16 protein-coding genes and 2 pseudogenes are annotated in these 25,072 nt (G+C 59.6%); 4 read left to right on the forward strand and 14 right to left on the reverse strand.

The features are described 5' to 3' along the window. The first annotated feature begins 72 nt into the window (after nucleotides 1-72). From flgA to GFU70_RS21535, 4 genes are all read left to right on the forward strand, one after another. Nucleotides 73-837 (forward strand): flagellar basal body P-ring formation chaperone FlgA, encoded by a 765-nt coding sequence (gene flgA, locus GFU70_RS21520; protein ID WP_058544890.1) that lies wholly within the window; start codon nucleotides 73-75, stop codon nucleotides 835-837. A 172-nt stretch (nucleotides 838-1,009) separates the two neighbouring features. Beyond that, on the forward strand, nucleotides 1,010-1,327 hold the full coding sequence (flgM, locus tag GFU70_RS21525) for a flagellar biosynthesis anti-sigma factor FlgM (RefSeq protein WP_053124375.1): 318 nt from the start codon (nucleotides 1,010-1,012) through the stop codon (nucleotides 1,325-1,327). Nucleotides 1,328-1,375: 48 nt separating this feature from the next. Then, nucleotides 1,376-1,843, forward strand: a complete 468-nt coding sequence (locus GFU70_RS21530; RefSeq protein ID WP_058544889.1) for a flagella synthesis protein FlgN — start codon at nucleotides 1,376-1,378, stop codon at nucleotides 1,841-1,843. 92 nt (nucleotides 1,844-1,935) lie between these two features. Continuing rightward, complete coding sequence (locus tag GFU70_RS21535; RefSeq protein WP_058544888.1) at nucleotides 1,936-2,682, forward strand: flagellar brake protein; 747 nt, start codon at nucleotides 1,936-1,938, stop codon at nucleotides 2,680-2,682. Between the two features lie 62 nt (nucleotides 2,683-2,744). On the opposite strand, the gene GFU70_RS21540 is transcribed toward GFU70_RS21535, so the two are convergent. The 14 genes and pseudogenes from GFU70_RS21540 to GFU70_RS21610 all read right to left on the reverse strand — a co-directional run bounded on the left by GFU70_RS21540 (nucleotide 2,745) and on the right by GFU70_RS21610 (nucleotide 25,066). After that, entirely contained in the window at nucleotides 2,745-4,118 is a 1,374-nt protein-coding gene (locus tag GFU70_RS21540) for an MFS transporter (protein ID WP_058544887.1), read from the reverse strand. 70 nt (nucleotides 4,119-4,188) lie between these two features. Further along, nucleotides 4,189-5,430: a glutamine synthetase family protein gene (locus GFU70_RS21545; RefSeq protein WP_175360040.1), complete on the reverse strand. Its 1,242-nt coding sequence runs from the start codon at nucleotides 5,428-5,430 to the stop codon at nucleotides 4,189-4,191. 331 nt (nucleotides 5,431-5,761) lie between these two features. After that, nucleotides 5,762-6,454: a sensor histidine kinase gene (locus tag GFU70_RS21550; RefSeq protein WP_058544885.1), complete on the reverse strand. Its 693-nt coding sequence runs from the start codon at nucleotides 6,452-6,454 to the stop codon at nucleotides 5,762-5,764. Further along, entirely contained in the window at nucleotides 6,447-8,054 is a 1,608-nt protein-coding gene (locus tag GFU70_RS21555) for a tetratricopeptide repeat-containing response regulator (RefSeq protein WP_058544884.1), read from the reverse strand. Before GFU70_RS21555 ends, GFU70_RS21550 begins: the two co-directional genes overlap by 8 nt. A 112-nt stretch (nucleotides 8,055-8,166) precedes the next feature. Then, the gene (locus GFU70_RS21560) at nucleotides 8,167-8,931 is read right to left on the reverse strand and encodes a hypothetical protein (RefSeq protein WP_226920974.1); all 765 of its coding nucleotides are present in this window, start codon (nucleotides 8,929-8,931) and stop codon (nucleotides 8,167-8,169) included. 52 nt (nucleotides 8,932-8,983) lie between these two features. Next, nucleotides 8,984-9,604 (reverse strand): GAD-like domain-containing protein, encoded by a 621-nt coding sequence (locus GFU70_RS21565; protein ID WP_217501195.1) that lies wholly within the window; start codon nucleotides 9,602-9,604, stop codon nucleotides 8,984-8,986. Nucleotides 9,605-9,661: 57 nt separating this feature from the next. Beyond that, nucleotides 9,662-10,282 carry a hypothetical protein gene (locus tag GFU70_RS21570; protein ID WP_058544883.1) on the reverse strand — a complete coding sequence of 207 codons (621 nt, stop codon included), beginning with the start codon at nucleotides 10,280-10,282 and terminating at the stop codon, nucleotides 9,662-9,664. 2 nt (nucleotides 10,283-10,284) lie between these two features. Further along, nucleotides 10,285-11,997: pseudogene (locus GFU70_RS28830) on the reverse strand (hypothetical protein); the annotation flags it as partial. Between the two features lie 46 nt (nucleotides 11,998-12,043). Next, nucleotides 12,044-13,588 (reverse strand): IS66 family transposase, encoded by a 1,545-nt coding sequence (gene tnpC / locus GFU70_RS21585; protein WP_153387853.1) that lies wholly within the window; start codon nucleotides 13,586-13,588, stop codon nucleotides 12,044-12,046. Nucleotides 13,589-13,606: 18 nt separating this feature from the next. Further along, nucleotides 13,607-13,966: an IS66 family insertion sequence element accessory protein TnpB gene (gene tnpB / locus GFU70_RS21590; RefSeq protein ID WP_226920929.1), complete on the reverse strand. Its 360-nt coding sequence runs from the start codon at nucleotides 13,964-13,966 to the stop codon at nucleotides 13,607-13,609. A gap of 81 nt (nucleotides 13,967-14,047) precedes the next feature. Then, a pseudogene (locus GFU70_RS29185) lies at nucleotides 14,048-14,314 on the reverse strand (hypothetical protein); the annotation flags it as partial. A gap of 343 nt (nucleotides 14,315-14,657) precedes the next feature. Beyond that, nucleotides 14,658-15,386, reverse strand: a complete 729-nt coding sequence (locus GFU70_RS21600) for a hypothetical protein (protein ID WP_058544898.1) — start codon at nucleotides 15,384-15,386, stop codon at nucleotides 14,658-14,660. Between the two features lie 11 nt (nucleotides 15,387-15,397). After that, nucleotides 15,398-24,502 carry a hemagglutinin repeat-containing protein gene (locus GFU70_RS21605; protein ID WP_226920976.1) on the reverse strand — a complete coding sequence of 3,035 codons (9,105 nt, stop codon included), beginning with the start codon at nucleotides 24,500-24,502 and terminating at the stop codon, nucleotides 15,398-15,400. A 45-nt stretch (nucleotides 24,503-24,547) separates the two neighbouring features. Beyond that, nucleotides 24,548-25,066 carry a toxin-activating lysine-acyltransferase gene (locus tag GFU70_RS21610; RefSeq protein WP_116641474.1) on the reverse strand — a complete coding sequence of 173 codons (519 nt, stop codon included), beginning with the start codon at nucleotides 25,064-25,066 and terminating at the stop codon, nucleotides 24,548-24,550. Nucleotides 25,067-25,072 lie beyond the last annotated feature (6 nt).

A 25,072-nucleotide genomic window follows, 5' to 3' on the forward strand; every position in this document is an offset into this window, starting at 1 on the left:
ACTCCTACCTAACGCTAATGTGTCCGACGCGCATTCATCACTAAACGGCACGGGGCTTGCTATTGAACCGGCATGAACGCACAAACGACATTTTCTCGACGCCTGACCACTCACTGCCGCCACTGGCTCGGTGCACTGCTGGCTGTCTGCCTGCTCACTTCGGGCGGTCCTGCCCTTGCTGCTGTTCCGGTTACCTTGCCTGATCTCCTTATCGGCGTCACTCAGGGCTTTCTTGAATTCACCGTAGAAGACTATCTGGCTACCAGTCAAACGGAAGGTCGCTACGAGATCGAAGTCAACCAGATCGATCCGCGCCTGCGCATGCCAATGTGCGACAAGGAATTGACTGCTTCGCTGGAGAGCCCGTCACGCCCCCTGGGCCGCGTCACGGTGAAGGTTCGTTGCGACAGCACCACGCCCTGGACGGTGTTCGTGCCCGCTCAAGTGCGCCTGTTTCGGGAAATCGTCACCACCACGCGTCCGCTGAGGCGGGCCGGGATCGTCGAGCCCCAGGACGTGACGTTGCGCGAACGGGACGTCAGCCAGATCAACCAGGGCTTCCTGACCTCCGTCGACCAGGCCATCGGACAGAAACTTGTCCGACCAATGGTCGCCGATCAGATCGTGACACTGGTCCACCTGGAGCAGGCCGAGGTGGTCCGCAAGGGCGACCAGGTGGTCATCACCGCCCGCAGCGGCTCCCTGTCCGTGCGGATGCCCGGCGAGGCCTTGTCCAACGGTGGCATGCGTGAACAGATACGGGTAAAAAACCTCAACTCCCAGCGCGTTATCAAGGCGCAGGTGATGGCCCCGGGCCAAGTGGAAGTGGCGATGTAGTGATCGGGTAGAGGAGGTAGAAAGCTGGCGCTTGATCCCGGTGTTCCCTAGACTGTGCCTTATGCAAAGGCAAGCGCAGACGTGCGCACGTTCATTGTATAAATGAGCCTAAAGTTTTTTTGGGGATGGCCGAAAACATGGCAAGCGTCCAAATACCCAGAGGTTTTTTACCATGGTCATCGATTTCAATCGTTTAAACAGCTCTTCACCGCTGACAGGCACTACGCGTACCAGCGCCACCAAGGAAACCGTCGAAACCGACAAATCCGCGCCGCTGTCTACACCCGCCGAACAGGTCAGCAACGGGGAGTCGGTACACCTCAGCAATGAGGCTCAGCAGTTGCAGAAGGTCACTGACAAGCTGCGCGATCAACCTGTCGTCGACAACGCCCGTGTGGCCGAGTTGAAAGCAGCCATCGCCGATGGCAGCTACAAGGTCGACAGCAACCGCGTAGCCAGCAAACTGCTCAACTTCGAAGCCCAGCGCTAGGCCGCCGCCTGCGCCAGGCTTTTGGACGCTTAAGACCCAAGGCCCGCCATGCACGACACTCATTTGTTGCAATTGATCATCGACGACTTTGTTCCAGCGCAACAATTGCTGGAATTGCTGCAGGCCGAATCCGTGGCCTTGCACGGTCGCGACATGCCTCTGCTGGAGAATATCCTGGCGCAGAAACAGGCATTGATCATCCTGCTTGACCAGCATGGCCGCAAACGCAGCGAGATCCTCGCCAGCCTCAACCTGCCCGCCAGCCATGACGGCCTCGAGCAACTGGCTGGTCAGTCGACGATCGGCGATCAGTTGCTGTCCCAGAGCAAAGCGCTTAACGACCTGCTCGCCCAATGCCAGGCAACCAACGCTCGCAACGGCCAGTCGATCCTGATGCAGCAGGCCGCCACCGCCAACCAGTTGCGCATCCTCAACGGTGGCGAGATCCCGACGCTGTATGACGCTCGCGGCTCGACCGCCAAAATGGTCAAGCACCGCCCGCTCAGCCAGGCATGAAACGAACAATGCCTTCGCTCTATCAACGCGCGATACATGCTGGCAAAATGCCGGCCATTCGTAGTCGTATTTTGCCTGGAGATTGACTCACCGTGTTCAATGCCTCAAACGCGGATGATGCTCCGCAGCCACCCAAGGTCCTCACCACGCCGCTGGAAATCTCCGGCAACCTGCGGATGCTGCAAGAGAGCCATGACCCACTGATCATTACCTTCCACGAACGTAGCCAGCGCTTCCAGAGCTATCTGGTCAATGTCGATCGCGAGACCAACTCCATTGCCCTGGATGAAATGATTCCCCGGGACGGCGAGCGTTTCCTGCTGGCCGGTGAGCCTTTTCGTGTCGAGGGTTTCCATGACGGCGTGCGTATCGCATGGGATGGCAAGGGCCCACTGACTATCGATGAATCCAGCGACGGTCGCTGCTATCGCGGCGCCCTGCCCGACGAAGTGGTCTACCACCAACGTCGCAACGCCTTCCGCGCCGCCCTGAAACTGGCACAACTGGTGAACGTTGAACTGGGCGGCGACAAGCTCAAGTCCCCGGTGGATGGCAAGCTGCTGGACATCTCCGCCACCGGTTGCAAGTTGCGCTTCGAGGGCGACATCACGCAGCGACTGCAATTGGGCCAGGTGTACGAGCGCTTCATCGCGGCCCTGCCTTTTGGCAACATGACCGCGCCCGTCGAGCTGCGTTACCTGCATTTCGAAGAAAGGATCAACACCACGTTCGCCGGCGTACGCTTCCACAACATCAGTGGCCTGGTGCAACGGCAGGTCGAGCGGTTCGTCTACCAGCTCCAGCGAGAAGCCCGGCGCTTCGATAAAGACGACCTCTGATTTTCGATACGTAAAAAAACGGGCAGTCCCTTGCGGTGACTGCCCGTTTTTTTATGACTGGCTCAAGGCCTGGCCTGAGTGAAATCGGGAGTCGGCGGCTCGTCGCTCGCCTCCTCGGCGGCCGTTTCCTCCATGACGGGTTCTTCTTCGACCGGTTCTTCCATCGGCACAGGATCGACGTGCATCTGCTCCTGCACCACTTGTTCGTCCACCCGGGGATCGAGGCACGCCACCAGCGGCGAACTGGACATGCTGTCCGGCATCGCCACGTGATGCAGCGGTGCGTCGTCGACCTGATGCAGGTTGGTCACCGCCTTCGGCCGGATTCGCCACACCAGCACCAGGGCGAAGAAGGCAAAAAAGGCATAGAGCATCTGGCTGCCGAACATCTTCATCAGCACCCCTGCTACCAGCGGTCCGATACTGGCGCCAACCCCATAGGTCACCAGCAGCATCGCGGTCAGGGATACCCTTCGATCAGCTTCGACGTGGTCGTTGGAAAACGCCACTGCCAACGGATACAGGCAGAACTGCACCAGCGAACAGAAGAACCCCGCGACGAACAGCACCTCCAACGGCACCGCAGGAAGAATCGCCAACGGCAGCGCACAGATCGTCAGGACCAGCGCAAAGCAGCGGATCAGCAGTGCCCGGTCATATCGATCGGACAGCCAGCCCAAGGGCCACTGCACCAGCAGCCCGGCGAAGATGCAGCTACCCATGAACAAACCCACCTGCTCGGTCGACAGGCCCTGCTGAGAGGCGTACAGGGGCGCCAGGCCATAGAACGAACCGACGATCAACCCCGAGCCCAGCACCGTACTCAAGGACTGCGGCACACGCTTGATGAAGAAGCGCGGCTCCATGGGCGCCGGATGCAGCGCCGCCGGGTGAATTCGCCGGGTCAGCGTCACGGGCACCAGGCACAAGGCGAAGCACAGCGCTACCAGCATCAACAGCTCAGGGCCCAGGGCCGGGTGCATGACCAGAATCAACTGACCCAGCACCAGCCCAAGGTATGAGGCGATCATATAGCCGCTGAATACCACCCCACGCTGCTTGGCATCGGCTTGCTCGTTGAGCCAGCTCTCGATGACCATGTACTGGCACATCATCCCCAGGCCGACAATCATCCGCAGCACGATCCAGGCCGGCAGCCAATCCACCAGGCCATGGCCCAGCACCGCAGCCCCGACGATCCCGGCGCAAGCCGAATAGGCGCGGATGTGGCCGACGCGGGCGATCAGCCGGTGGCCGATCTTGCCACCCAGCACCAGGCCGAAATAGTTGGCGGCCATAAGCGCACCGACCCAGAGGCTGTCCACATCGTCGGCGGCCAGGCGTAACGCCAGGTAAGTACTCAAGAGGCCCGAGCCGATCAACATCATCAGCGAGGCGAAATAAAGCGCTCGAAAAGGTTTCCAGATTTGGCGCATCGGCGTTCCGAGCGGCTCCTTGAGGTGAGTAAGGGCTACCTGTTGAAGATAGCCCGAATGCGACGGTTCGTTATGCCTGGGCCGCGAGGACACGCCGCTCCCAGGGCGTGATTTCATCGAAGAAGCTGGTCAGTTCCAGGGTCTTGGAGGCGATGTAGCCTTCGATGAACTCCGTACCGAACAGTTCCTTCGCCAGATGACTACGCTTCAGACGCTCCAAGGCGGCATGCAAGGTACATGGCAACGAGAGATTATCCGGCACCTCGAATTCGCCCTGGATCGCCGCGCTCGGCTCCAGCCGATGTTCAATCCCATACAGCCCGGCGGCCAGGCTGGCGGCAATCGCCAGGTAGGGGTTGGCATCGGCTCCCGGCAAGCGGTTCTCGACCCGCCGGGCCACCGGCGAACTGGCGGGAATCCGCAACCCGGCCGAGCGGTTGTCATGGGACCAACAGGCATTGTTCGGTGAGGCGAACGGGTGGCATAGGCGCTGGTAGGAATTCACGTTCGGTGCGAACAACGCAGTGAAGTCCGCCAGGCACGCCTGTTGCCCACCGATGAAGTGTCGGAAAGTCGCGGTCGGTTCGCCCGCTTCGTCGCTGAAAACATTGCGACCGCTGTGCGCCTCGACAACGCTCTGGTGGATATGCATCGAACTGCCCGGCGTGTGAGCCAGGGGCTTGGCCATGCAGACCACGGTGAGCCCGTGCTTGAGGGCCACTTCCTTGAGCAGGTGCTTGAACAGGAAGGTCTGGTCGGCCAACAACAAAGGGTCGCCGTGCAGCAGATTGATCTCGAACTGGCTCACACCCATTTCATGCATGAAGGTGTCGCGAGGCAGGCCCAGCGCCGCCATGCATTCATAGACTTCACTGAAGAACGGACGCAGGCCATTGTTGGAGCTGACGCTGAACGCCGAATGGCCGTCTTCGCGACGTCCATCCAGGCCCATCGGCGGCTGGAACGGCTGGGTCGGGTCCGGGTTGGGGGCGAACACGAAAAATTCCAGCTCGGTCGCCACCACCGGCGCCAGGCCCAGGGCTGCATAACGTGCGACAACGGCCTTGAGCTGGCCGCGTGTCGAAAGCCGGGAGCTTTCACCGGTCAACTCGTCGGCGTCGCAGATCGCCAGGGCCCGGGGCTGTAGGCTCCAGGGCAGGCGATGAATCTGTTTCGGATCGGCCACCAGCGCCAGGTCGCCGTCGTCACTGCCGTAAAAACGCGATGGCGGATAACCGCCCATGATGCATTGCAGCAGCACGCCCCGCGCCAACTGCAACCGCCGGCCTTCGAGGAACCCCTCGGCGGTCATCACCTTGCCCCGCGGCACGCCATTCAAATCCGGCGTGACACATTCAATCTCATCAATGCCCGTCAGTCGCTGCGCGAGTGAACGCTGGCCATCGGTCGTCATGACGCAATCCTTGTTATGTGCGAGCCGCGAACGGCAACCCGTACAAAATAGGCTTCGGCTGTTCGGAATATCAAGCACCCACAGACAATTAAATCCTGTGCAATACGAGTGGGAGCGAGCTTGCTCGCGATGGCGTCGGCTCAGTCAATATTGAGCTGACTGATGCACCGCTATCGCGAGCAAGCTCGCTCCCACAGGGGATCTGTGCTGTTTTTTATAAAGCGCACGCTCAGGGCAGGTAAAGCCGGAACACCCCACCACCCAACACACCGCCATTGGCAATCTCGGTACGCCCGCTCACGCCACCGCGCTGGTGCAGCCCGGCGATCCGCGCGGCGAAGTACAGGCCCAGCCCGGTGCTGCCGCTGCTGTGGTTGATGCCCTGCACATACTCGGCCTGACGCTCGATCATCTCTGGCGGGTAACCTTCGCCGTCGTCATTGATCGTCAGCACCAGTTGCCCGGCCTCATCGCTCACACTGATCAGCAGCGCCTGGCGCGCATGGCGAATGGCGTTGTTGATGCAGTTATCGAGCACCGAAGCGACCAATTCGCGGTCGAAAAAGCCCAGGGGGCTGAGCGGATCGACGTCGTAGGTGACCATGATCCCGCGGCTGCGGAACACGTCCTGATGGCCGGCCAGTTGCGCCTCGATGAAGTCATCCAACTCATGATAGGCCGGGTGCAGCGGCAACTGGTTGACGCCGAGTTTGTACAGCCCCAGCAACTGCACCATAAGGCCATTGAGATGGGCGAACTCGAACTCGATGACGCCTTGTTCCGAGGTCTGGCGCTCGGCGTCGGGCAAGCGCTCGAGCCATTGCGTATGCGCCTGCATGAGCAAGGTCAGGGAGTTCTTCATGTCGTGCACGGTAGACGCGATCACCGTGGAAAAATCGAGGGCCTGTTCGCTGTCATTCATCGCCAAATGCCTTGCTTCGCAGTTTTTGATAACGCGCAAAACGCGCATCGGTGTCGGGCATCATGCCCACCAGTTTCAGGCAGGCGCGGCATTCCTGCAGCAGTTGCGACTCCACGCTGGTGTCGGTGCCATGCAGCAGCGATTGCGCCATGTTCAGGGCAATACTGATGTTCTTCGGTTGCATCTTCAGGGCGCGGCGGAACAGCTCCCGCGCCTGCGGCAACGCGCCAGTCTTGTAGACCCGCACGCCTTCGCGGTTCAACTCGGCGGCGGCATTGCCCTGGTTGAGAATGTTCGGGTCGTCGGTCAGCTTGGCGATGCCTTGCATCACCGTCGGGTCATCACCGTAGATTTCCGCGCAGTTCTTGAGCATCGACTCGCCGGCGCTGGTCTGGCCAAGCATTTGCAACTGCTTGGCCACCAGCAACGCGGCCTCGGCGCTCATGAATTGCTCCATGCCATCGAGGCGCTGCAAGGCCTGTTCGGTGAGCTTTTCGGCGGTTTCGGCATCGTTGAGCAACAGGCTGGTGGCCTTCATCAGCCGCGCCCGGACCTGCAGCCCCGGGTCGTTGAGGTTCTCCTTCGCCACGGCGCTGAGCGTCGTGTTGATCTCCAGCCGGGTGCGGGTGTCGAGGCCTTTTTCGCTGCCCTTGCTGATCAGCGCATGGGCCAGGCCGAGATTGCTTTCCGGGTCCTTGAAGCGCGACTGCGCGCCCTGCCCGACCGCCTGGCGATAGGCCCGGGAAGCCGTGTCGTAGTCTTCGTTGGTCATCGCCAGCTTGCCCAACAACGATTGGCGGCGCACCGCCAGCGGCGACAGGCGCACCGCCTCTTCCAGCACGTGCTGCGCCTGTTTGGTGTCACCTTCGGCCACCAGCACGTCGGCCATGCCGTCGTACAAGGCCGGCATCATCGGAAAGACTTTCAGGGCCTTTTCATAGACAGCCTTGGCCTGCCCCACCTGGCCGCGCTTGAACATCAACTTGCCCAGCCCCGCATAAGCCCACGGCAACGGGCGATCCGCGATGATGGAGTTGTACAGTCGTTCAAGAGCCTCGTTCTGATTCAGGTCGCGCAACGCATCGGCCCGATAACGCAGGCACAACGGCCCGTAGCGCGGGTCCTGCTTGCACAGGGCGATGCAGGCATTGAGCACTTCCATCGGCTTGCCACGATCGAGGGCTTGCAGGATCGGCTTGAGCAGGGTCTTGCGCTGCTCGAGCCGCTCCAACCGCTGGGCCAGGCCAGAGCGGTTGAACGGTTTGGTCAGGTACGCATCCGGCTCATGCTCCAGGGCACTGAGCACCATCGCCTGGCTGGTCTCGGCGGTCACCATGAGGAAAACACTTTCATGGCTGATCAGCTTTTCGACCATCAGGTCTTCCAGCACCTGCTGGCCATTCTTGCGCCCGTCGCCCAGGTGATAGTCCTGCAAGATGAAGTCATAGCGTTTCTGCGAACACATGCGCAGCGCCACTTCACCGGTGTCGGCGGTGTCCACGTCCTTGACGCCCAGCTCACGCAGCATGGAGCGGATCGAACTGCGGAAATCCGAGAAATCATCGACGATCAGAAAACTTTTTTGGTGGTACGCCAGCATCGAGGATGTCCAGGCAAGTAAGAAAATAACCCAATGGCATAACAACGAAACGCCGTGTCACAGCCCCGAGGCGCGCAGATGATAGCCACCAGCCAGCAACGTTCAAGGGTTTTCAGCAACCGCTTGGCCTGGCTGAGTCGTGACGCACATTGCGAGCCGAAACGCTGGAGACAACCGGGCTCATCGGGTTATCGGCAGGGGATGGCGTTCCGTTAAGGGGAAGGTGTTGGATAACCCGAGTGCAGCGGATTGGTTGAACACCCGTGGCGAGGGAGCTTGCTCCCGCTGGGCCGCGCAGCGGACCTGTTTGTTTGGCGGCTGCTGCGCAACCGAGCGAGAGCGACTTGATCTCCGGAAGCGCAGCACCTTGCGAATAGACTGAATAAAGCCAGAGCATGAAAGGTTCGAATCGACGCTGCTCAAGATAGCTCGAATCGACGGCGCCTTTGACGGTCAACATTCCGGCAAGCACATCGGCCACGGATGCAGCCAGATCACGACGATCAACCGTTATCAACCCGGCCAGCAAGCACCCAGCAAGGCTCAACTGGTTAGTCAGGTTGGGGACGGTTTGGATGCCTTGAAGAAAACTCGTTTTGGAGAAAGCCTTGGCCTTGAGCATCAGCGCCCAATAACGGTACATCATCGAGCGCGAGACCTGCTCCCAGCCAGAAGCCTCTCCGTCACTGATCGCGACTTCGCCCCGAATGCCGTGATAAGTCGCCAGCATCCCCAGCGAATCAGCCACATTGTCCAATCCGTTTAATGAGTCGCTGGCAAGGTCCTCATCGATATAGTCGAGCTCTTGAGCCGTCAGGCCTTCCGACTGCAACAGCCAGCGCCGGTGCTGATGAAGCCGGACGTTGATTTCATCCATTTCGATATACTCCTTTACGCCAGTACAACGTCGTTCCGCTTACCGTGCTCACTCAGGAACGAATCTGTCGAAGGTTCGTTAAGTGAACCTCCAAATTGCACTTAACCAACTGATCCAGCGAAGCCGTCCCTCCAACAAACAATGCCGGCTCAAAGCCGTAGACCTCACTCTCGTCAAGTGCCCCCAACTTCTCTAGCGCTCGATCAAATAAAAAATCACCTCGACCATCCTCCAGATCATAACGCTCCTTATCAGACATAGCGAAAAATGTCTGGATGGCTAGATCCGGATCTTTATTAAGAACTTTCAGCTTATTCATCAACGCGACGATAGATCCCGTCGGACATGAAACAACAATTTTCTGATTGTATTTCTCGCCCCAAGCATACAGCGTTCCAAAAGCACTCCGAGCAATAACGTGGTAATTATCTATCTGCAAAAATTCAGTACCGGATAACCATATATCGAGCAGGTACTTGTAATCGTCTGGGTCCACCGTCCAGAAAAGACCATTGGCATACCCACACCAACCTTCTTTCTGCCAATAGGTGAGCAACGCGTCCGGTAGTATCCCCCGATATTTCGCAATATGGGAGCCAGGCACCTGCCGATGTGATGTTGCTTCACCCATTACACGAATGAAACACTCAAAATCCTCGTCTCTCACCTCCATGTGATCTCCCGTCGGTAGCTCAATGGTAAATATTATTTATGACTTATCCACTTTGCTTTACCGAGCCACTAAGAACCCACTCCCGGTGAGAGCACACCGTCCTCCGGCTCGCCAGAATCTAAAGTAAGACTCCAAATCAATATCAAATTCAAACAATGGCTGCCCAACGTACCAAGCAAGATAATAATCCGCAGCCAACCCATAGAACGCCTCAAACAGCGCATAAGTCTGCTCAGTATCAGAAACTCTGCTCCCCCTGATTGCATCCCCAATCTCATCAAACAACCAGTAATGAGGAATATCTTGCTGAAGCCAGTGATCCATATCGTGACCATCAACAAAAAGCACCTGGGCATTCTCACAAATCTTTAGAACTTCAGAGTCACCGAGCACCCCGCATACTCTTTCTTGCTCCTTGAGCCACTCCCGGCCTAGCTGAATTAATTCGCCCTCTCCAACTTTAAGTTTTGGCAAGAGATACAGAGACTTCTCCATATCTCCAGAGGCTAGAACGCGCTCGGCTCTATCAACCAGCTCTTCCGAAAACGGAAAATAGCTGAATATACGTCGAAGCTCCTCGGAACCACTGTGCGCTTTCAACAATCCCAAAAAGTGAGATTTATCGAAGACTGCCCTGCCTTCACAGAAGGCGCACCAGTCGGACAATAAAGACTTCATACCTATTTCCCTCCAGCCTTTGGTAGAGGTGGTAATAAATTAGGATCTATTTTCCACCTACTTTGAAGGGAAAGAATTCCCAAATTAAACTCATCAAGAGATTTACTGTTATCGATAACGGCTTTTAATTCATTATGAAAAGTACCAGAAGCGTAACCGCCATGACCGCCAGGCTTACCGTCGATAGGACTGATCCATTTCAATTCAGTCGTCTTGGTTCTGAACCTCTGGATCTCGTCCATCGGCACTCCCCATTTTTTGAAGTCAGGAGCCCGACACACCATACACCACTCATGCAATCCACCTGGTTGTCTTATCCTTGCTTCTATCGCGTCACGAGCTGCCTTGTTTTGCCACAAAACGTCCAATTCTGCCGAAGATAATCCATCGAACCAACGATTGAACTCCCCTCCCCGGACGCTCGGAACCTTGCCATCAGGCAATAACTGCTCCAAGGAACGAACGGGCTTATCTACTGTTGCTTTTGCTCCAACACTGTACTCCCCAGGGTTCTCGACAACCTTCCCATTAACCGTCGTCGTGCCAGGGCCATACCCCCCCTCAAGTTTCTTGCTATACGCCCCCTCCACGCTGCTCCACTGCAGCGGCTTACCAGCCGACACTTCAGCTTTCGCAATTTTGGCCATATCGGCCATCTTTTCAAGCCCTTCCGCCCCCACCTTGATCCCGGTCTTCGCCAACGCCACGCCGCCCTTGGCCGCCGTGCCGACGCCCGTCGCGATGCTGCCGACCTGCCAGACGAGTTCGCCAATGTCCTGCCCCAGTTGCACGGCGCGATCATCACCCCCGTTCTCCAAAGCGTCTTTGACACGGTCAAGTTTGGCGTTGAGTTCGTTGACCACGCCATCGCCGAACTGCTTGCGGGCCTCGGGGTCGTTGATCAGGGCCTTGAGGCCGTTGATTCCATCAACCGGATGGAGGAGGAACTGCGCCAAGCCTTCGACGTCGCTCCAACCCGCCTGCACCAAGCCTTTGCCCACGCCGAAGCGGGTCAGGACGTCTTGTTTCTGATTGATGTACGCCCACTTGGCGATCACTTGCGCCTTGGCCCCTAAGCCGTCAGCTGCGTCGTATTCCTTCTCCGCCTGAACCAGTTGCTGGGTCGCCAGCCAGTTGTTGTCCACCGCTGCGCCGGCCGCGCTGTTGGCGGTAGCCGGGTCGAGCGAGGAACTGGTGGCGGCCAATCCGGTGACAATGCTGACGATCAGGTTGCGCTTGGCTTCGCGCTGGGATTCGCTTTCATCGGGGCTGGCTTCGGAGAACAGGCCGGTGAGCAGGCTCGACGCCGCCGCGCCTGCGGCACCGCTGCCACAGCTCTGGCTGCTGGCGGCGGCGCCAGCGCAGGCGACGATGCCGTGCAGGGCGGCGTGCAGCGGCGAGCCTTCGGTGAGTTTGCCGTCCGCCACCAGGTCGCCGATGTAGCCGGCACCTTGCTGCTGCACGTAATTGACCACCAGCCCTTGAACGAAGGCACTGTTGCCGCCGCTGATGTTGCCGCTGGCCGCGCCCACCAGGGCGGTGGTGATCTGCCGGTAGGTACCGCCCGCGCCCCACTTGTCGGCGATGCCGCTGGCTTCGGCGTTCAGGCGCTGAGCGCTGCCGAGCAGCGCCAGGCGTTCGGTGTCGGTGAGTTTGGCGTTGGGGTCCAGAGCCGCTGTCTGAGCCGCCTCGGCCTGTTTGCGCTTGAGGTCGACTGTATGCGATCCATAAACCCCACCTACCCAACAGTGGATTAACGGTTTACCGTGGCATTTCTGGCGAGCAGTTCCACGGCAGCAAGGCTTCATAATCTTCAAGCGACGAAGCCTGAGGCAGCCGCTCCAGTACGTGGCGCAACCACGTATAGGGCTCTTGGCCGTTGACCTTGGCGGTCTCGACCAGGCTGTAGATCTTTGCGCTGGCAGTGGCGCCGTTGACGGTATCGCTGAACAGCCAGGCCTTGCGTCCAATGACAAACGGCTTGATCGCTCTTTCGGCCGGGTTGTTGTCGATGGGCAGATAACCCGCTTCGACATAGCGCTCCAGTCGGCTCCAGTTATTCGCCAGATAATGCACCGCCTTGCCTAATGCACTTTGCGGCGTCACCTGGGATTGGGTTTTATCCAGCCAGACTTTCAGCTGCCCCAAGATCGGCAGGCTCTTTTCCTGGCGAGCGATAAACCGCTGTTCATCACTGGCAACCTTAAGTTCACGCTCGACTCCATACAGTTTGTTAATCATCGTCAGCGCGATATCCGCACGTCCCGTCTTGCCCTTGGGTTGCACTTTTTGCGCGTCCACGAACTTACGTCGTGCATGGGCCATGCACGCCAAGCGCTCCACGCCCGGTTGCAACGCCAAGGCGTTATAGCCAGCGTAATCATCGGTCATGACATAGCCACGATAGCTTTCCAGCAAACGCAACGGCACCTCCTGCGCACGGCTGGACGTGTAATCGAATAGCACGACTTTTCGATCCGACGGACCACTGGCTTGCACCCACATCCAGGATTGACTGGTCGGGTCTCGATCCGGCTCTTTCAACACTTGGACGCGGGTTTCATCGCAATGGATCACCGGACTTTCCAGTAATCGGTCGCGCATCAAATTCAACAGTGGCTGAAAGTGCTCGCTGCACTGGATGATCCAGCGCGCGAGAGTCTGGCGCGGAATATCAATGCCATGTCGGCTTAGCACCGTTTCAAACCGGTGCAACGGCAAGCCATCAACATATTTGGTGGTCAGCAGCATCGCCAACACGCTAGGGCTGGCCATGCTTTTTTCGATCAACTGGGCCGGTTTGTCGACGGTGACCGGTGCAGTTTCGCAGCCTCGGCAAGCGTAGATCTTGCGGATATGTTTGATGACGCGGATCTGCATCGGCACGATATCCAACTGCTCGCTGGTTTCCTCACCAATGGCATGTTTGCGGCAACCACAGGCACAGGTCAGCTCGTGTTCGGGCAGTTCATGGATAACTTCGATACGTGGCAGCTCAGCCGACAACGGCTTGCGTTTGCCACGGCGAGGTGTCGGTGCAACGACTTCTTCATCAGCGTCGCCAACTAGCGGCATGGGTTCGCTTTCAGGCTCGTTGAACAAGGCCAATTGCGGCGTGTTGGGCTCAACAGTTTGCTCGGACTTGCGCCCAAATAGACGGTCGCGCAACAGCTTGATCTGTTCTTTCAGGTCGACAATATGGGTCTGATAAGCTTGCGCCGATTCTTCCTGGCGACTGAGTGCCTCAAGCAGCAATTGCTTGAGCAAAACAGGATCATCAGGAAGGTCGTCGGGTAGAGAAATCATGGCCCGGATTATACCGAGTCACGCCACGTAGCGCGGCGTCAAAACTTGATGAGGACGGTTACGCCAGAGATCAAAACCGTCGAGCAGCCAGTTCAGCTCCTGGACGCTGAGGATAATCGCCTCGTCCGTGGCATCGGGCGACGTTTTGAAGCGCTCGGATTCTAAGCGCTTGAGCCAAAGACAGAAGCCGTTGCGCTCCCAGTACAAGATCTTCACGCGGTTGCGGGACTTGTTGAGAAAGACGAAAAGTATTGGATCGAATACCGCCACTTTTATATCCAGTTCGACCAACGCGGCGAGGCCGTCGATAGATTTTCGAAAGTCCACCGGCTTGGGGTAGAGGTACACTTTTTCGACTTTGGCGTCGGGTCGCATCATGGCGGGGCTGGCTCCAGAAAGAGATCGGGAGCGAAGCATCGGGGATCAAATGCGGGCTTGGAATGTGGGGGTCATGGATCACTTACGGTCGACTTCCTTGGCCTTGTTGGCGAGCAAGGTGCTGGCTTCGTTGGCGAACGCCCCGACGATCTCGAAACCGGCACGGATTTCGTCTTCGTCGAAGATCGGCTTGAGCGTGTTGGTGGTGTCGCGGTCGCTGGAGACATCGCGGTTGAGGCTGGCGATAGTTTGCTCGCCGTTCTTGCCGGTGCGCTTCTGTTGCTCGGCGTCGTTGCTGATGACGATGGTGCCGCCACTGATGCCGCTGCGGGTGACGCTGCTGGCGTTGCCTTGCTGGTCCTTGCCGACTCAAAAAAGGGGATTTATTTGGAAATCTAAGAAATTAAATCATCCGCCCTTTCCAATAAATAAATCCCCTTTCTCAGTCGTAAGTGTGATCCACCTGACGCAACTCATCGGCAAGTTGTGTGCGCTGATAGAGAGCATTGGCACACCTGAATGGTACTCGACGTCCCGGACCACCGCGCGAGCATCATTCGAGATGCTTGTCCATCCTGATGTGAATGTTGCTGTAAAAGTCGCATCATTTGCTGTTGGTGCACCGTTCCCCGTCACTTTGATTTCACCAGACAGTTGTCCAGTCGCAGGTCCTTTTGCACCATCTAAACCGTCAATTTAACCCAAATAAAATCTGCCTGAGAGCACATTGTTTTTCTAGGGTTGAACCATCAAAAAAAACCTTATCAGACGCTACAACTTTAAAAAAACCACCACAATCATAAACTTTGAATCCTTGGCTTTCCAACAACGAAATACTGGAAAATCTATCCATACTAACTCTCTCCCAGAAAAGATTACCCAGCCACATAGTGCTTCCAATCGCCTCAATATATCCTTGTCTGAGCACGTTACGCCCAGGATTCCCTGATGTATCAATTTCCATCTGATCCAAGGGAGGAGGCAAGCCATTAGACTTCATTGGAAGACCTGAAAGAGAGCGACCCGCGCATTCATACTCTAGAGGGTCTGTAGCGTTCTGCCAAAAATCATATTCGACATCAGAAACCCACGCTTGAATAAAACCTTCCGCACCGAGAATAGGCCCTATTTCCTCTTCCAACTCAGTATTATTATAGTTCTCTGATTCTTCTAGCACTAAAAAGCTATAACCCAGTGCTGGAAGCAACCCGAATCGGAGCTCATACCCACCAGACATCAATCCACTAGGCCATGATTTTTTTTTCAATATTTTCTTTTCAAGCGTTTTGATATCAACCTTGTCCCCATGTAGAAAAAACACCAAAGGGGAAGAAAACTTATTCAAAACCTCTTCAACCAGGGCCAGCATCTGCAAACCACTGATCGAATCAACATCAAAAACAAACTTGAATCGCTTCATCTTTTCAGATCTCACTTAAATTCTTTAACAACCACTTTGACATTATATTCACGGCCGAATTCGATAAGCGACTTAGCAGCAGCCGAACCACCGGGCTGAACTCGCAGATCAAGCACCATATTTGCTGGTACACCATTGACTTTCGCGCCATTTGTCCCTAAATCGATAATATGATCTTGCATCCGGCCTAACCACGTACTTCCTGCCGTATCTACTGACTTCAGACTAACGAGCGTATTACCATTCTGAAAATCAACAAGCGGGAAATATCCATTTTTTTCGGCCCCTACGTTATACCAGCCGCTCTGCGGTGAATACTCAGTTTTAGCAAGGTATGACTCAATCTCTACCCCTCGTTGAGTCGGTTTAAGAGTCCAAACCTTTGAAGGACTTGTTGTGAGTTCTTTTGCCCCAACACTGTACTCCCCCGCATTCTCGACAACCTTCCCATTAACCGTCGTCGTGCCAGGGCCATACCCCCCCTCAAGTTTCTTGCTATACGCCCCCTCCACGCTGCTCCACTGCATCGGCTTACCAGCAGCGGCTTCAGCTTTGGCAATGTTGGCCATATCGGCCATTTTTTCAAGCTCTTTGGCACCCACCTTGATCCCGGCTTTCGCCAGCGCCACGCCGCCCTTGGCCGCCGTGCCCACGCCCGTGGCGATGGTGCCGACTTGCCAGACCAGTTCGCCAATATCCTCGCCCAGTTGCACGGCACGTTCGTCGCCGCCGTGTTCCAGGGCGTCTTCGATACGTGCGATTTTGGCTTTGGCGTCACCGACCATTTCATCGCCTAATCTCTGGCGGGCCTCGGGATCGTCGATCAAGGCTTTGATACCTTTGATCCCTTCAACCGGATTAAGGAGAAACTGCGTCAAGCCTTCGACATCGCTCCAACCCGCCTGCGCCAAGCCTTTGCCAATGCCGAATCGGGTCAGTACTTCTTGTTTTTGGTAAATGAACGCCCACTTGGCTACAACCTGAGCTTTGCCCGTCAGGTCAGCCGCGCTGTATTCCTTCTCCGCCTGAACCAGCTGCTGAGTCGCCAGCCAGTTGTTGTCCACCGCTGCGCCGGCCGCGCTGTTGGCGGTAGCCGGGTCGAGCGAGGAACTGGTGGCGGCCAATCCGGTGACAATGCTGACGATCAGGTTGCGCTTGGCCTCACGCTGGGCTTCGCTTTCATCGGGGCTGGCTTCGGAGAACAGGCCGGTGAGCAGGCTCGACGCCGCCGCGCCTGCGGCACCGCTGCCACAGCTCTGGCTGCTGGCGGCGGCGCCAGCGCAGGCGACGATGCCGTGCAGGGCGGCGTGCAGCGGCGAGCCTTCGGTGAGTTTGCCGTCCGCCACCAGGTCGCCGATGTAGCCGGCACCTTGCTGCTGCACGTAATTGACCACCAGCCCTTGAACGAAGGCACTGTTGCCGCCGCTGATGTTGCCGCTGGCCGCGCCCACCAGGGCGGTGGTGATCTGCCGGTAGGTACCGCCCGCGCCCCACTTGTCGGCGATGCCGCTGGCTTCGGCGTTCAGCCGCTGAGCGCTGCCGAGCAGCGCCAGGCGTTCGGTGTCGGTGAGTTTGGCGTTGGGGTCCAGAGCCGCTGCCTGAGCCGCCTCGGCCTGTTTGCGCTTGAGGTCGACTTCCTTGGCCTTGTTGGCGAGCAAGGTGCTGGCTTCGTTGGCGAACGCCCCGACGATCTCGAAACCGGCACGGATTTCGTCTTCGTCGAAGATCGGCTTGAGCGTGTTGGTGGTGTCGCGGTCGCTGGAGACATCGCGGTTGAGGCTGGCGATAGTTTGCTCGCCGTTCTTGCCGGTGCGCTTCTGTTGCTCGGCGTCGTTGCTGATGACGATGGTGCCGCCACTGATGCCGCTGCGGGTGACGCTGCTGGCGTCGTCGCTGGCACTGATGGCGATCGGCATCGTGGCGCTGAGGTCGTTGTCATTCTTCGGCAGGTCGGTGCCAGGGGTTTGCGTGCCGCCGCTGGTGGCGTTGCCCTGCTGGTCCTTGCCGACTTCGCGATAGCCGCCACCGACGCTGACGGTGCTGGCGTCGTACTCGGCCTTGTTCTTGATGTCGCGGCTGGTGAGGCTGGCGGTGACCAGGCGATTCTTGCCGTCCTGCACGGCCTTGTCGCTGCTGGCGATGACGGCGCCGACCAGGTCGGTATTGCCACCCACGCGAATGTCGAACCCGTCGTCCCCAGCCTTGATACCCGATTGCTCGGTCACGCTGGCGTAATTGGAGTCGATATCCGTGGCGCCGAAGCTGCCGCTGACGCCGTTGACCGAACTCATGCCGTAGCAGAACGGCGGAATGCACAGACTGATGCCAACGCCCAGGCTCTTCTCATCGACCACATAGGTGTTGGTATCTTGCAGGCTTTCGATGTTCAGGTCGCCGCCGATATCGGCCAATACCTGCTTGCCGCTGGCCACCGCGCCCTTGATGTTGGTGTCACCGCCGGAGGACAGCAGCAATTGATTGCCCGCCTGGACATGGGTATTGGTGTGGGTGAGCCCATCGCCATCCGCCTGGCCGCGGCTGCCGGAGGCACCCAGATCCAGGGTGAAGCCGTTGCGAGCGCCGAGGGAAAAGCCGATGCCGATACTCGCGCTGCTGCCTTTGCTGTCGGTGTTCTGCTTGTCGATATTGCGGGCGGCGAGCAGGTTGATGTCACCGTCCGCCAGCAGGCTGGCGTTGCGGCCAGCCTTGATATCACTGCCTTGCACGGTGATGTTGCTGGCGGCACCCGCCCCCGTGGCACGCAGGCGAATGTCGTTGCCGGCGGTCATGGTCGAGCCGGCCGCGCTGTCGCTGGTGTAGGTGGTGGTGCTTTCGTTCTTCTTGGTGCCCAGCGACAGGCTGATGTTGATCCCGCCCGCCGCGCCCGGGTCCATCGCCACGGCAGTGGCGGCATTGTTGGCCGCCAGCACGGCAGTGGCGGCAGCCAGGGCCTTCATGCGCCCGTCGTCGGTTTTCTCCGACGCCCGTTTCATTTGCTGGGACGTCTGGATCGCACTGATCACCGGGTTGGTCACGGTGAGGGTGAACCCGGTCTGCTTGAACAGGGTTTCACGCTCGCGCTCGCGGGTGTTGCGCGCCTCGACGACGTCGATGGTCTGCGCCGTGACGTCGATGTTGCCTTGTGGCGCCGACACCTGGCTGCCCACCTGACGGTAGCCCTTGCCCGCTTCGATCAACACATCGCCAGCGGTCGAGCCGACGGTGCTGGCCACGGCCGTGTGCTCGGTGGTGAGGTCCTTGACGCTTTGTTGCTGGCTGCCCAGGGTGACGGCGATGCCACCGCCGCTGAACAGGCCGCTTTTCTTCACGGACTTGTCATGGCGTTCGCTGCTGCTGGCGGTGTCGGCTTCGATGTTGACGTTGTTGTCCGCCACTAGCACCGTCTGGGTCGTGGACACCACGTTGCTGCCCTTGAGGTTGATGTCGCGACCGGCCTGCACATAGGTCTGCTCGCCACTCAGGGTGGAGCCTTCGACCGAAGTCTGGCTGATGGTGTCACGGGTGGTGGTGGTCTTGCTGGAGAACATCCCGTTGCTGCCCTTGACCTTGTGGGCTTCATCGGCGAACTGGTAGTTCTGGCCGGCGGTCAGATTGACGTCGCGCCTGGCCTCGGCAAATACCGCGCCTTGCTCGCTGGTGACATGGGCGGCGCGGGCGTTGAGGTCCTGGCCGGCGCTCAAGCGCACATCGCCCTGCCCTTGGACCTGCGAGCCGACTTCGGTCTGGCTGGCGTCCTTGCGCCAGTTGCTGCTGTTCCAGGCCAGCGCTTGCTCGTGCGCTTCACCGACGGTGGCCAGGTTGATGTTCTTGCCCGCCTCCAGCAACGTACTGCCGCCCTTGCCAGCATTGACCACCTGGGCCCCGGTGAGGTTGAGGTCGTTGCCGGCGCTCACCCCCATCGTGCCCTGGGCACCGCTGACGAACAGCCCGGCCACCCGCGACAGGTTGGTGCGGGTGCCTTGGGCGCTGCTGCTGTCCCGGCTGCTGGAGATGACGTTGATGTCCTGCCCGGCCTTGACCGACAGGCTGTCCACGGCACCGATCAGGCCGCCGAGGTTGTTGAGGTTTTCCCGCGCGGCGAGCGATACCTTGTCGGCCTGGATGCGCCCACCGAGGTTCTCGATGTTCTGCGCGGTGATCGCCATGACACTGCGCCCGGCCAGGCTGCCACTGTTGACCAGGTCGCCGGCGATGTTCAGGTTCAACTGCTGCCCGGCAATCAGGGCACCGGAGCCGTTGAGGTCGCCTTCCTGGACCCGTACGTACACCTGCGGCACCAGCACGTTGCGGGTGTCACCATTGGCGAGGGTGACTTGCTTCTGCACCAGCCAGACGATGTCACTGGTCAACTGAGCCATCTGCTCGGAGGTCAGGGCCACGCCGGGCACCAGTTGCCATTGGCTGGCGACGGTCACGGCGTTGTCGATCAGGGCACGATATTGCGCTTCGTCATTGGCGTAGCCGTCGAGGAAACGTCGGCCGGTGAGTTGCGCGATCTGTTCACGAATCAATTTCTGTTCGTAGAAGCCGTCGCCCAGACGTTGTTGCGTCAGGGCTGGGTCGACTTGCAAGCGCTGCAACATGTAGTCCGACGACAGCCAGGTGCGATAGCTGGCAAAACGCGGGTCGGTTTCGATCAGGTAGCTGCTGGTGTTCTGCGGATTGGTGGTGAACAGGCTGTTGTTCGGCAAGGCCAGGGATGGCCCGCCACTGCGAATCTGCTCGGCCACGCCCTTGTTGTTGAGGGTGGTCTGGGCCGCGACCTGAACGATAGGCGCCACTTGATAGGTTCTGCCGACCGGGGCGCTGACCGTGCCCGTGGCGGCTATCTGCTCGCCGACGCCCTGTGTGGCGCGGGCGCTGATCTGGGTGCCGGTACCGTTGCCGGCGGCGTTTTGGGCGAACACGGTCGGCTGCAGGGTGATGTCCTGGATCAAGGGGGCTGGCGTGTAGGCCGTGACGGCCGTTCCCTGATGGTCCCGGCCCTTGCGCTGGATGCGATAGAAATTGCTGACGGTGCCGCTGTCGGTAGTGGTGCGCTGGCCGGTCAGTTCGGTGTTGGTCAGGCTGGTAATGTTGGCCTGCAACAACCCACCGGCAATGATGCGGCTCTTGTCGTTGAGCACATCCCCTGCATTGATCTGCATCGTCCCGCCAGACAGGATCTGCGCCGGTGCCGAAGTGGCGATCTGGGTTTCCTGGACCACGCGGGTGTAGTCGTAGCGGTTCCAGTTGTCTTTGCGACCCTCCGGCGTGTAGAGGTACAGAACTTCATCGTTACGCAAGGAAATCTGGTCGCCCTGGTAGCGGTTCGGCGAACCGCTGAGCTGGAATTCCTGCAAGGCGGTGCGGCTGACTTCCACTTGCTGGGTACTGAAATGTTCGTTGGTGTTACGCACGCTTTGCACATCGAGCGACAGGTTGCCGAGGGCTTCGATGGTCGCACTGGCGTTGGTCAGCACTTGGGCCCGGTCCTGGGCCTTGTCAGTCGCGCTCAGCGCACCACCGATGGCGAGGTCCCCGGCACTGAAGATCAGCGCCTGCTCGCGGTTATCCAGGGTGCCGGTACCAATGTCCAGCGACTCACGGGCGGCGATGGTCGCGGCGCTGCCGTTCTCATCACGGTTGCTCAACGCCGAAGTAGCGATCGCCAGTCGATCACCATACAGACGTCCGGTGCCCAGGTTGTTGAGCGACAGCGCTTGCACACGCACTTGCTGGCCGTCGATCAGGCCACGGTTGGTCAGGCTGTCGTTTATGCTCAGGCGAACCTGGCCGGCGCTGATCTCGCCGCTGGCGGCGTTGTCCAGCGTCTGCGAGCGCACCAGCAGGAGATTGCCTGCCAACAGTTTTCCGCTGTTGTTGAAAGCGCCCTCGGTGCTCAGGTCGATCTTGTTATTGGCCTGGATCTGTCCACTCAGGTCCAGGCCACTTTGCAGGCTGAACGTCAGGTCGCCCAGGCTCAGGGCTCGACCGGTGCCTGCGTAATAGGCCGCGTTAAGGGACAACAGGCTGCCAGCGAGCAAGGTCCCGTCGAGGTTGTGCACTGCCTGGCGACGCTGCGCCGGATCGCGATCAGTGATGGTCAGGCCGGCTCCCGCGGAAATCAGGCCGCCCTGGTTATCCAGCGTTTGGCTGACGCCGATGGACAATCCTTGGTCGGCGCGCACGGCACCGGCCTGGTTGCCGAAGGTGTCGAGCGCCAGGCTCATGGCACGCCCTTCAAGGCCCTGGTTGGCACCTTGGGTGGCGCTGTTGTCGAGCACGCCGGCAATCACGCCCAGCGTTCCCGCGCTGCGCACCAGTCCGCCCTGGTTGTTGAGCGTATCCCCCAGTACCAACTGGACATCGCCGAGGCCTTGCAATTGACCGCCGCGGTTATCCACCCGGGCACCTTCGACCCGTACGGTTTTCTCGCCAATGATCTGGCCGCCGCTGCCGTTGGTAAGGTCGGTGGCCTTGAGCACCAGCGCGCCTTTGGCGCCGAGGAAGCCGGCATTGTTGTTGAAATGGGCGCTGTGGATTTCCACCGCACCCTGGCCGCTGATGCCTTGGGTGGTGCCAGACTGAAGGTTGTTCAGCGCCTGGCTGCCGGTGTCGATGAACAGCTTGCCCTTGGCCTGGATCAGGCCTGCCGCATTGCGCAGTTCACCGCTGCGCAGGTCGAGGGTCGCACCGGCATTCAACGTGCCTTGGCTGTTGTCCATCAGCAGGCCGTGGCTGTTCAGGTCCAGGGCCTGGCCACTGATCACCCCGCCCTGGTTATTCAAGCCCTGGGCCGACAGATCGATATCGCCCAGCGCTTCAAGGCGCCCGCCGCTGTTGTTCAATGCATCGGCCGAGACACTGACCAGCAAGCCGGACTTCACCGAACCCAGCACGCCATCGGTGTTGTTCAACTGCCCGGCGATGATCTCCATGCGCTGGGTGGCGGCGAGCGTGCCGCCGATATTGTTCAAGCGATCGAACGTCGCGTACAGCTCACCGCCAGCACTCACGGTGCCTTGGGTGTTATCCAGCGCCTCGCCGCTGACCTTTGTCGTCCCGCTGGCGGCCAGCGTCCCGCCGTCGTTATTGACCTCTTTGTCGGCCGTGACGGTCAACGCACCGTTATCGGTGGCGAGGACTTTGCCGTCCTGGTTGTTAAACGTCCCGACCTTCAGGACCACCGCCCCTGGACTGCTGACTTGTCCGGCCTGATTGTCGAAGCGTTCACGGGCGGTGACCTGCAAGGGCTGCGCGCCGGTCTGGAGAATGCGTCCGCGCTGGTTGGACAGGGTCGTGGTGTCGAGCGTGATCTGTTGGCCTTGGGTCAGGCCATCATCGACCACCACCTCGCGGGCCTTGACGCTCAATGTGCCATTGCTCGCCAGGGTACCTTTGCTGCCAGCCAACTGGCTGGCCTGGATGTCCAAGGTACCTTTGCCGGCGTGCTCGACCTTGCCCTTGCTGTTGTCGAGGCGATCGGCGCCAAGCTTCAGGTTGTTGCCGTTGGAGGCAATACGGCCACCGCTGTTGTCGAGCGTGGCAGTGGCTTTGATCGACGCGTCGGCGGTGCCGGTCTGCACCAGCTCACCGCCGACATTGGCAACATCCCGCGCGCCCAATTGCAGGTTGCCAGCGGTGACCTTGGCCCCATTGGTGCGCAGGGTATTGGTCGCTTTGGCAGTCAGCACCTGGGTCGCATCGACTTGACTGCCACTGAGGTTGGCATCGCCGCCGCTGGCCGTCAGGGTGACGTTTTGACCCAGGGTCTGGCTGCTGCTCAGGTCCAGGTCAGCGGCCTCGACGCTGACATCGCCGCCGGCAAGGTTCTGGCCTTGCGCCTTGACCGTGGTGGCCCGAAACGCGAGGTTGCCGCTGCTGCCCAACTTGCCGTCCGCCCCGACGCCCGCCGCCAGGCTCGAGGCCGTGGTGCTGCGAATGTTCTTGGCGGTCAGTGTCGTGTGGTTCTGGCTGGCAACGGTGCCGCTGTTGTCGATGTCACCGGTACTGTCGAGGCCCAGGTCGCCCTTGGCGTAGAGTGTGCCGCTGTTTTCAACACTGGCGGCATTGATTCGGGTCGCTGTAGCGCTGCTGATCGCACCCTGGTTTTGCAATTTGCCGTCGGCGCTGATCACGACCTCGCCAGCCATGGCGCCGATCTGCCCGGCGTTGCGCACACCCACGCCGGATTCGGTGCCCACCAGCATGATCTTCCCGGCATACATGCCGCCGAGCTTGGCAACGTCGATGGCAACGGTGGGTTTGTCTCCCTCGGTGCCTGGCAGCGGCGTGGCCTGGGTGTTGTCGGCATTGACCTGATTACGTCCGGCGGTGACCTTCAAGTCGTTGGCCCACACCCCGGCGTTGACCTGCACCGAGCGGGCAATCAGGTCCGTGTAGTCGGTCTCGCGGGCATCCAGGCCTTTGCCTTCGATATTGATGGTGCCGCCCTGCACGGTGTAGCCGGTGATGCGACCGTTCTCCAACTGCGCCCGGCCGGTGCTGAGGGTGGCCCGGTCGGCGTTGATGAAGCCGCAACCGTTGCAGGTGATGCCGGCCGGGTTGGCGATCACCACTTCGGCGCGCTGGCCGGCGACTTCGACGTAACCGCGCAGTTGACTGGGATTGCTGGCGTTGACTTCGTTGAGGATGACCCGCGCGCTGCCATTGCCCAACATCGGGTTGCCTTCGATCCAACCGCCCAGTTTCGTCTGGCTATTGCCCGTGCCGTTGTTGAGGATCACCCCCCGGCTATCGACGTCGAACTGGTTGTAAGTGTTGCGCGAGACACCGCCGGCGCTGGGGGCCTGGATATTGACCTGCGGCGTGCCGTTGGCGCTTTGTATCACCATGGGTTGCTGGCCGGCCGGAGCGCCAGGATCGGCGACGATGGTTCCAGCCCAGGCCGGCGCCACGCTCAAGGACACCAGGCCAATCGCGGTCATCAAGGCAAAGCGCAACGCCCCGAGTGTCGCCGTGCAAGCCGCTGCGCTCGTCGTCGGCCCGGAGCGGGTCCCCGGCGCCTTGACTTGGCTGGTGACGTTCTCGGCCACGACCATCAGCAGTCCGCGGGCCTTGTTGAAAACGATTCGGTACAGATGCTTGTTCATAGCAATTCCATTTGCGGAGCCAGCCCGCACGACCAGTGGTTGGAGTTACGCTTCGATTGCCAGTGGGTGGGCGGCGAACCAGGCCTGGGCCTGTTCGGGAATGACCCCGATCCCTTGGAATGTCTTGACCCGCAGGCCGCGCTCATCGCCTCGGTGATAGAGCGCACGGGCGCAGCGATCGATGAAAAGGTGACGTTGCAACAAGCGGCTCAATGCCGCCGTGTGACCAAAGGGAGCGACCCAGTCGTTGAGCCAGAGGCGCTCGCCGCTGTTCCAGTCGTCTTGGGTCAGCGCCAGCGGCGACTGGCGCAGGTAACGTTGCTCTGCCGCCTCGTCGAGGTTGAGCCAGGACAGGTAGAACACCGGCTTGCCGTGCTCGGAGCCGAGCACGAATTGGCGATGCTTGAGGGCCGGCAGCAGCAGCGTCGGCAAGGTGTGCAACGGCGCATCGCGATGGGCCTTGGAATGCATCCACAACCAAGTGGCAGAGCCGAGCACCGCGGCTTCGCTCCAGGGTTCATCGATCAGGCCGGGGGCGATAATGTCTAGCGTCTCGAACTGCATGGGATC

It is taken from the genome of Pseudomonas brassicacearum (genome assembly GCF_009601685.2).
Classification (GTDB): Bacteria; Pseudomonadota; Gammaproteobacteria; order Pseudomonadales; family Pseudomonadaceae; genus Aquipseudomonas; species Aquipseudomonas kilonensis_B.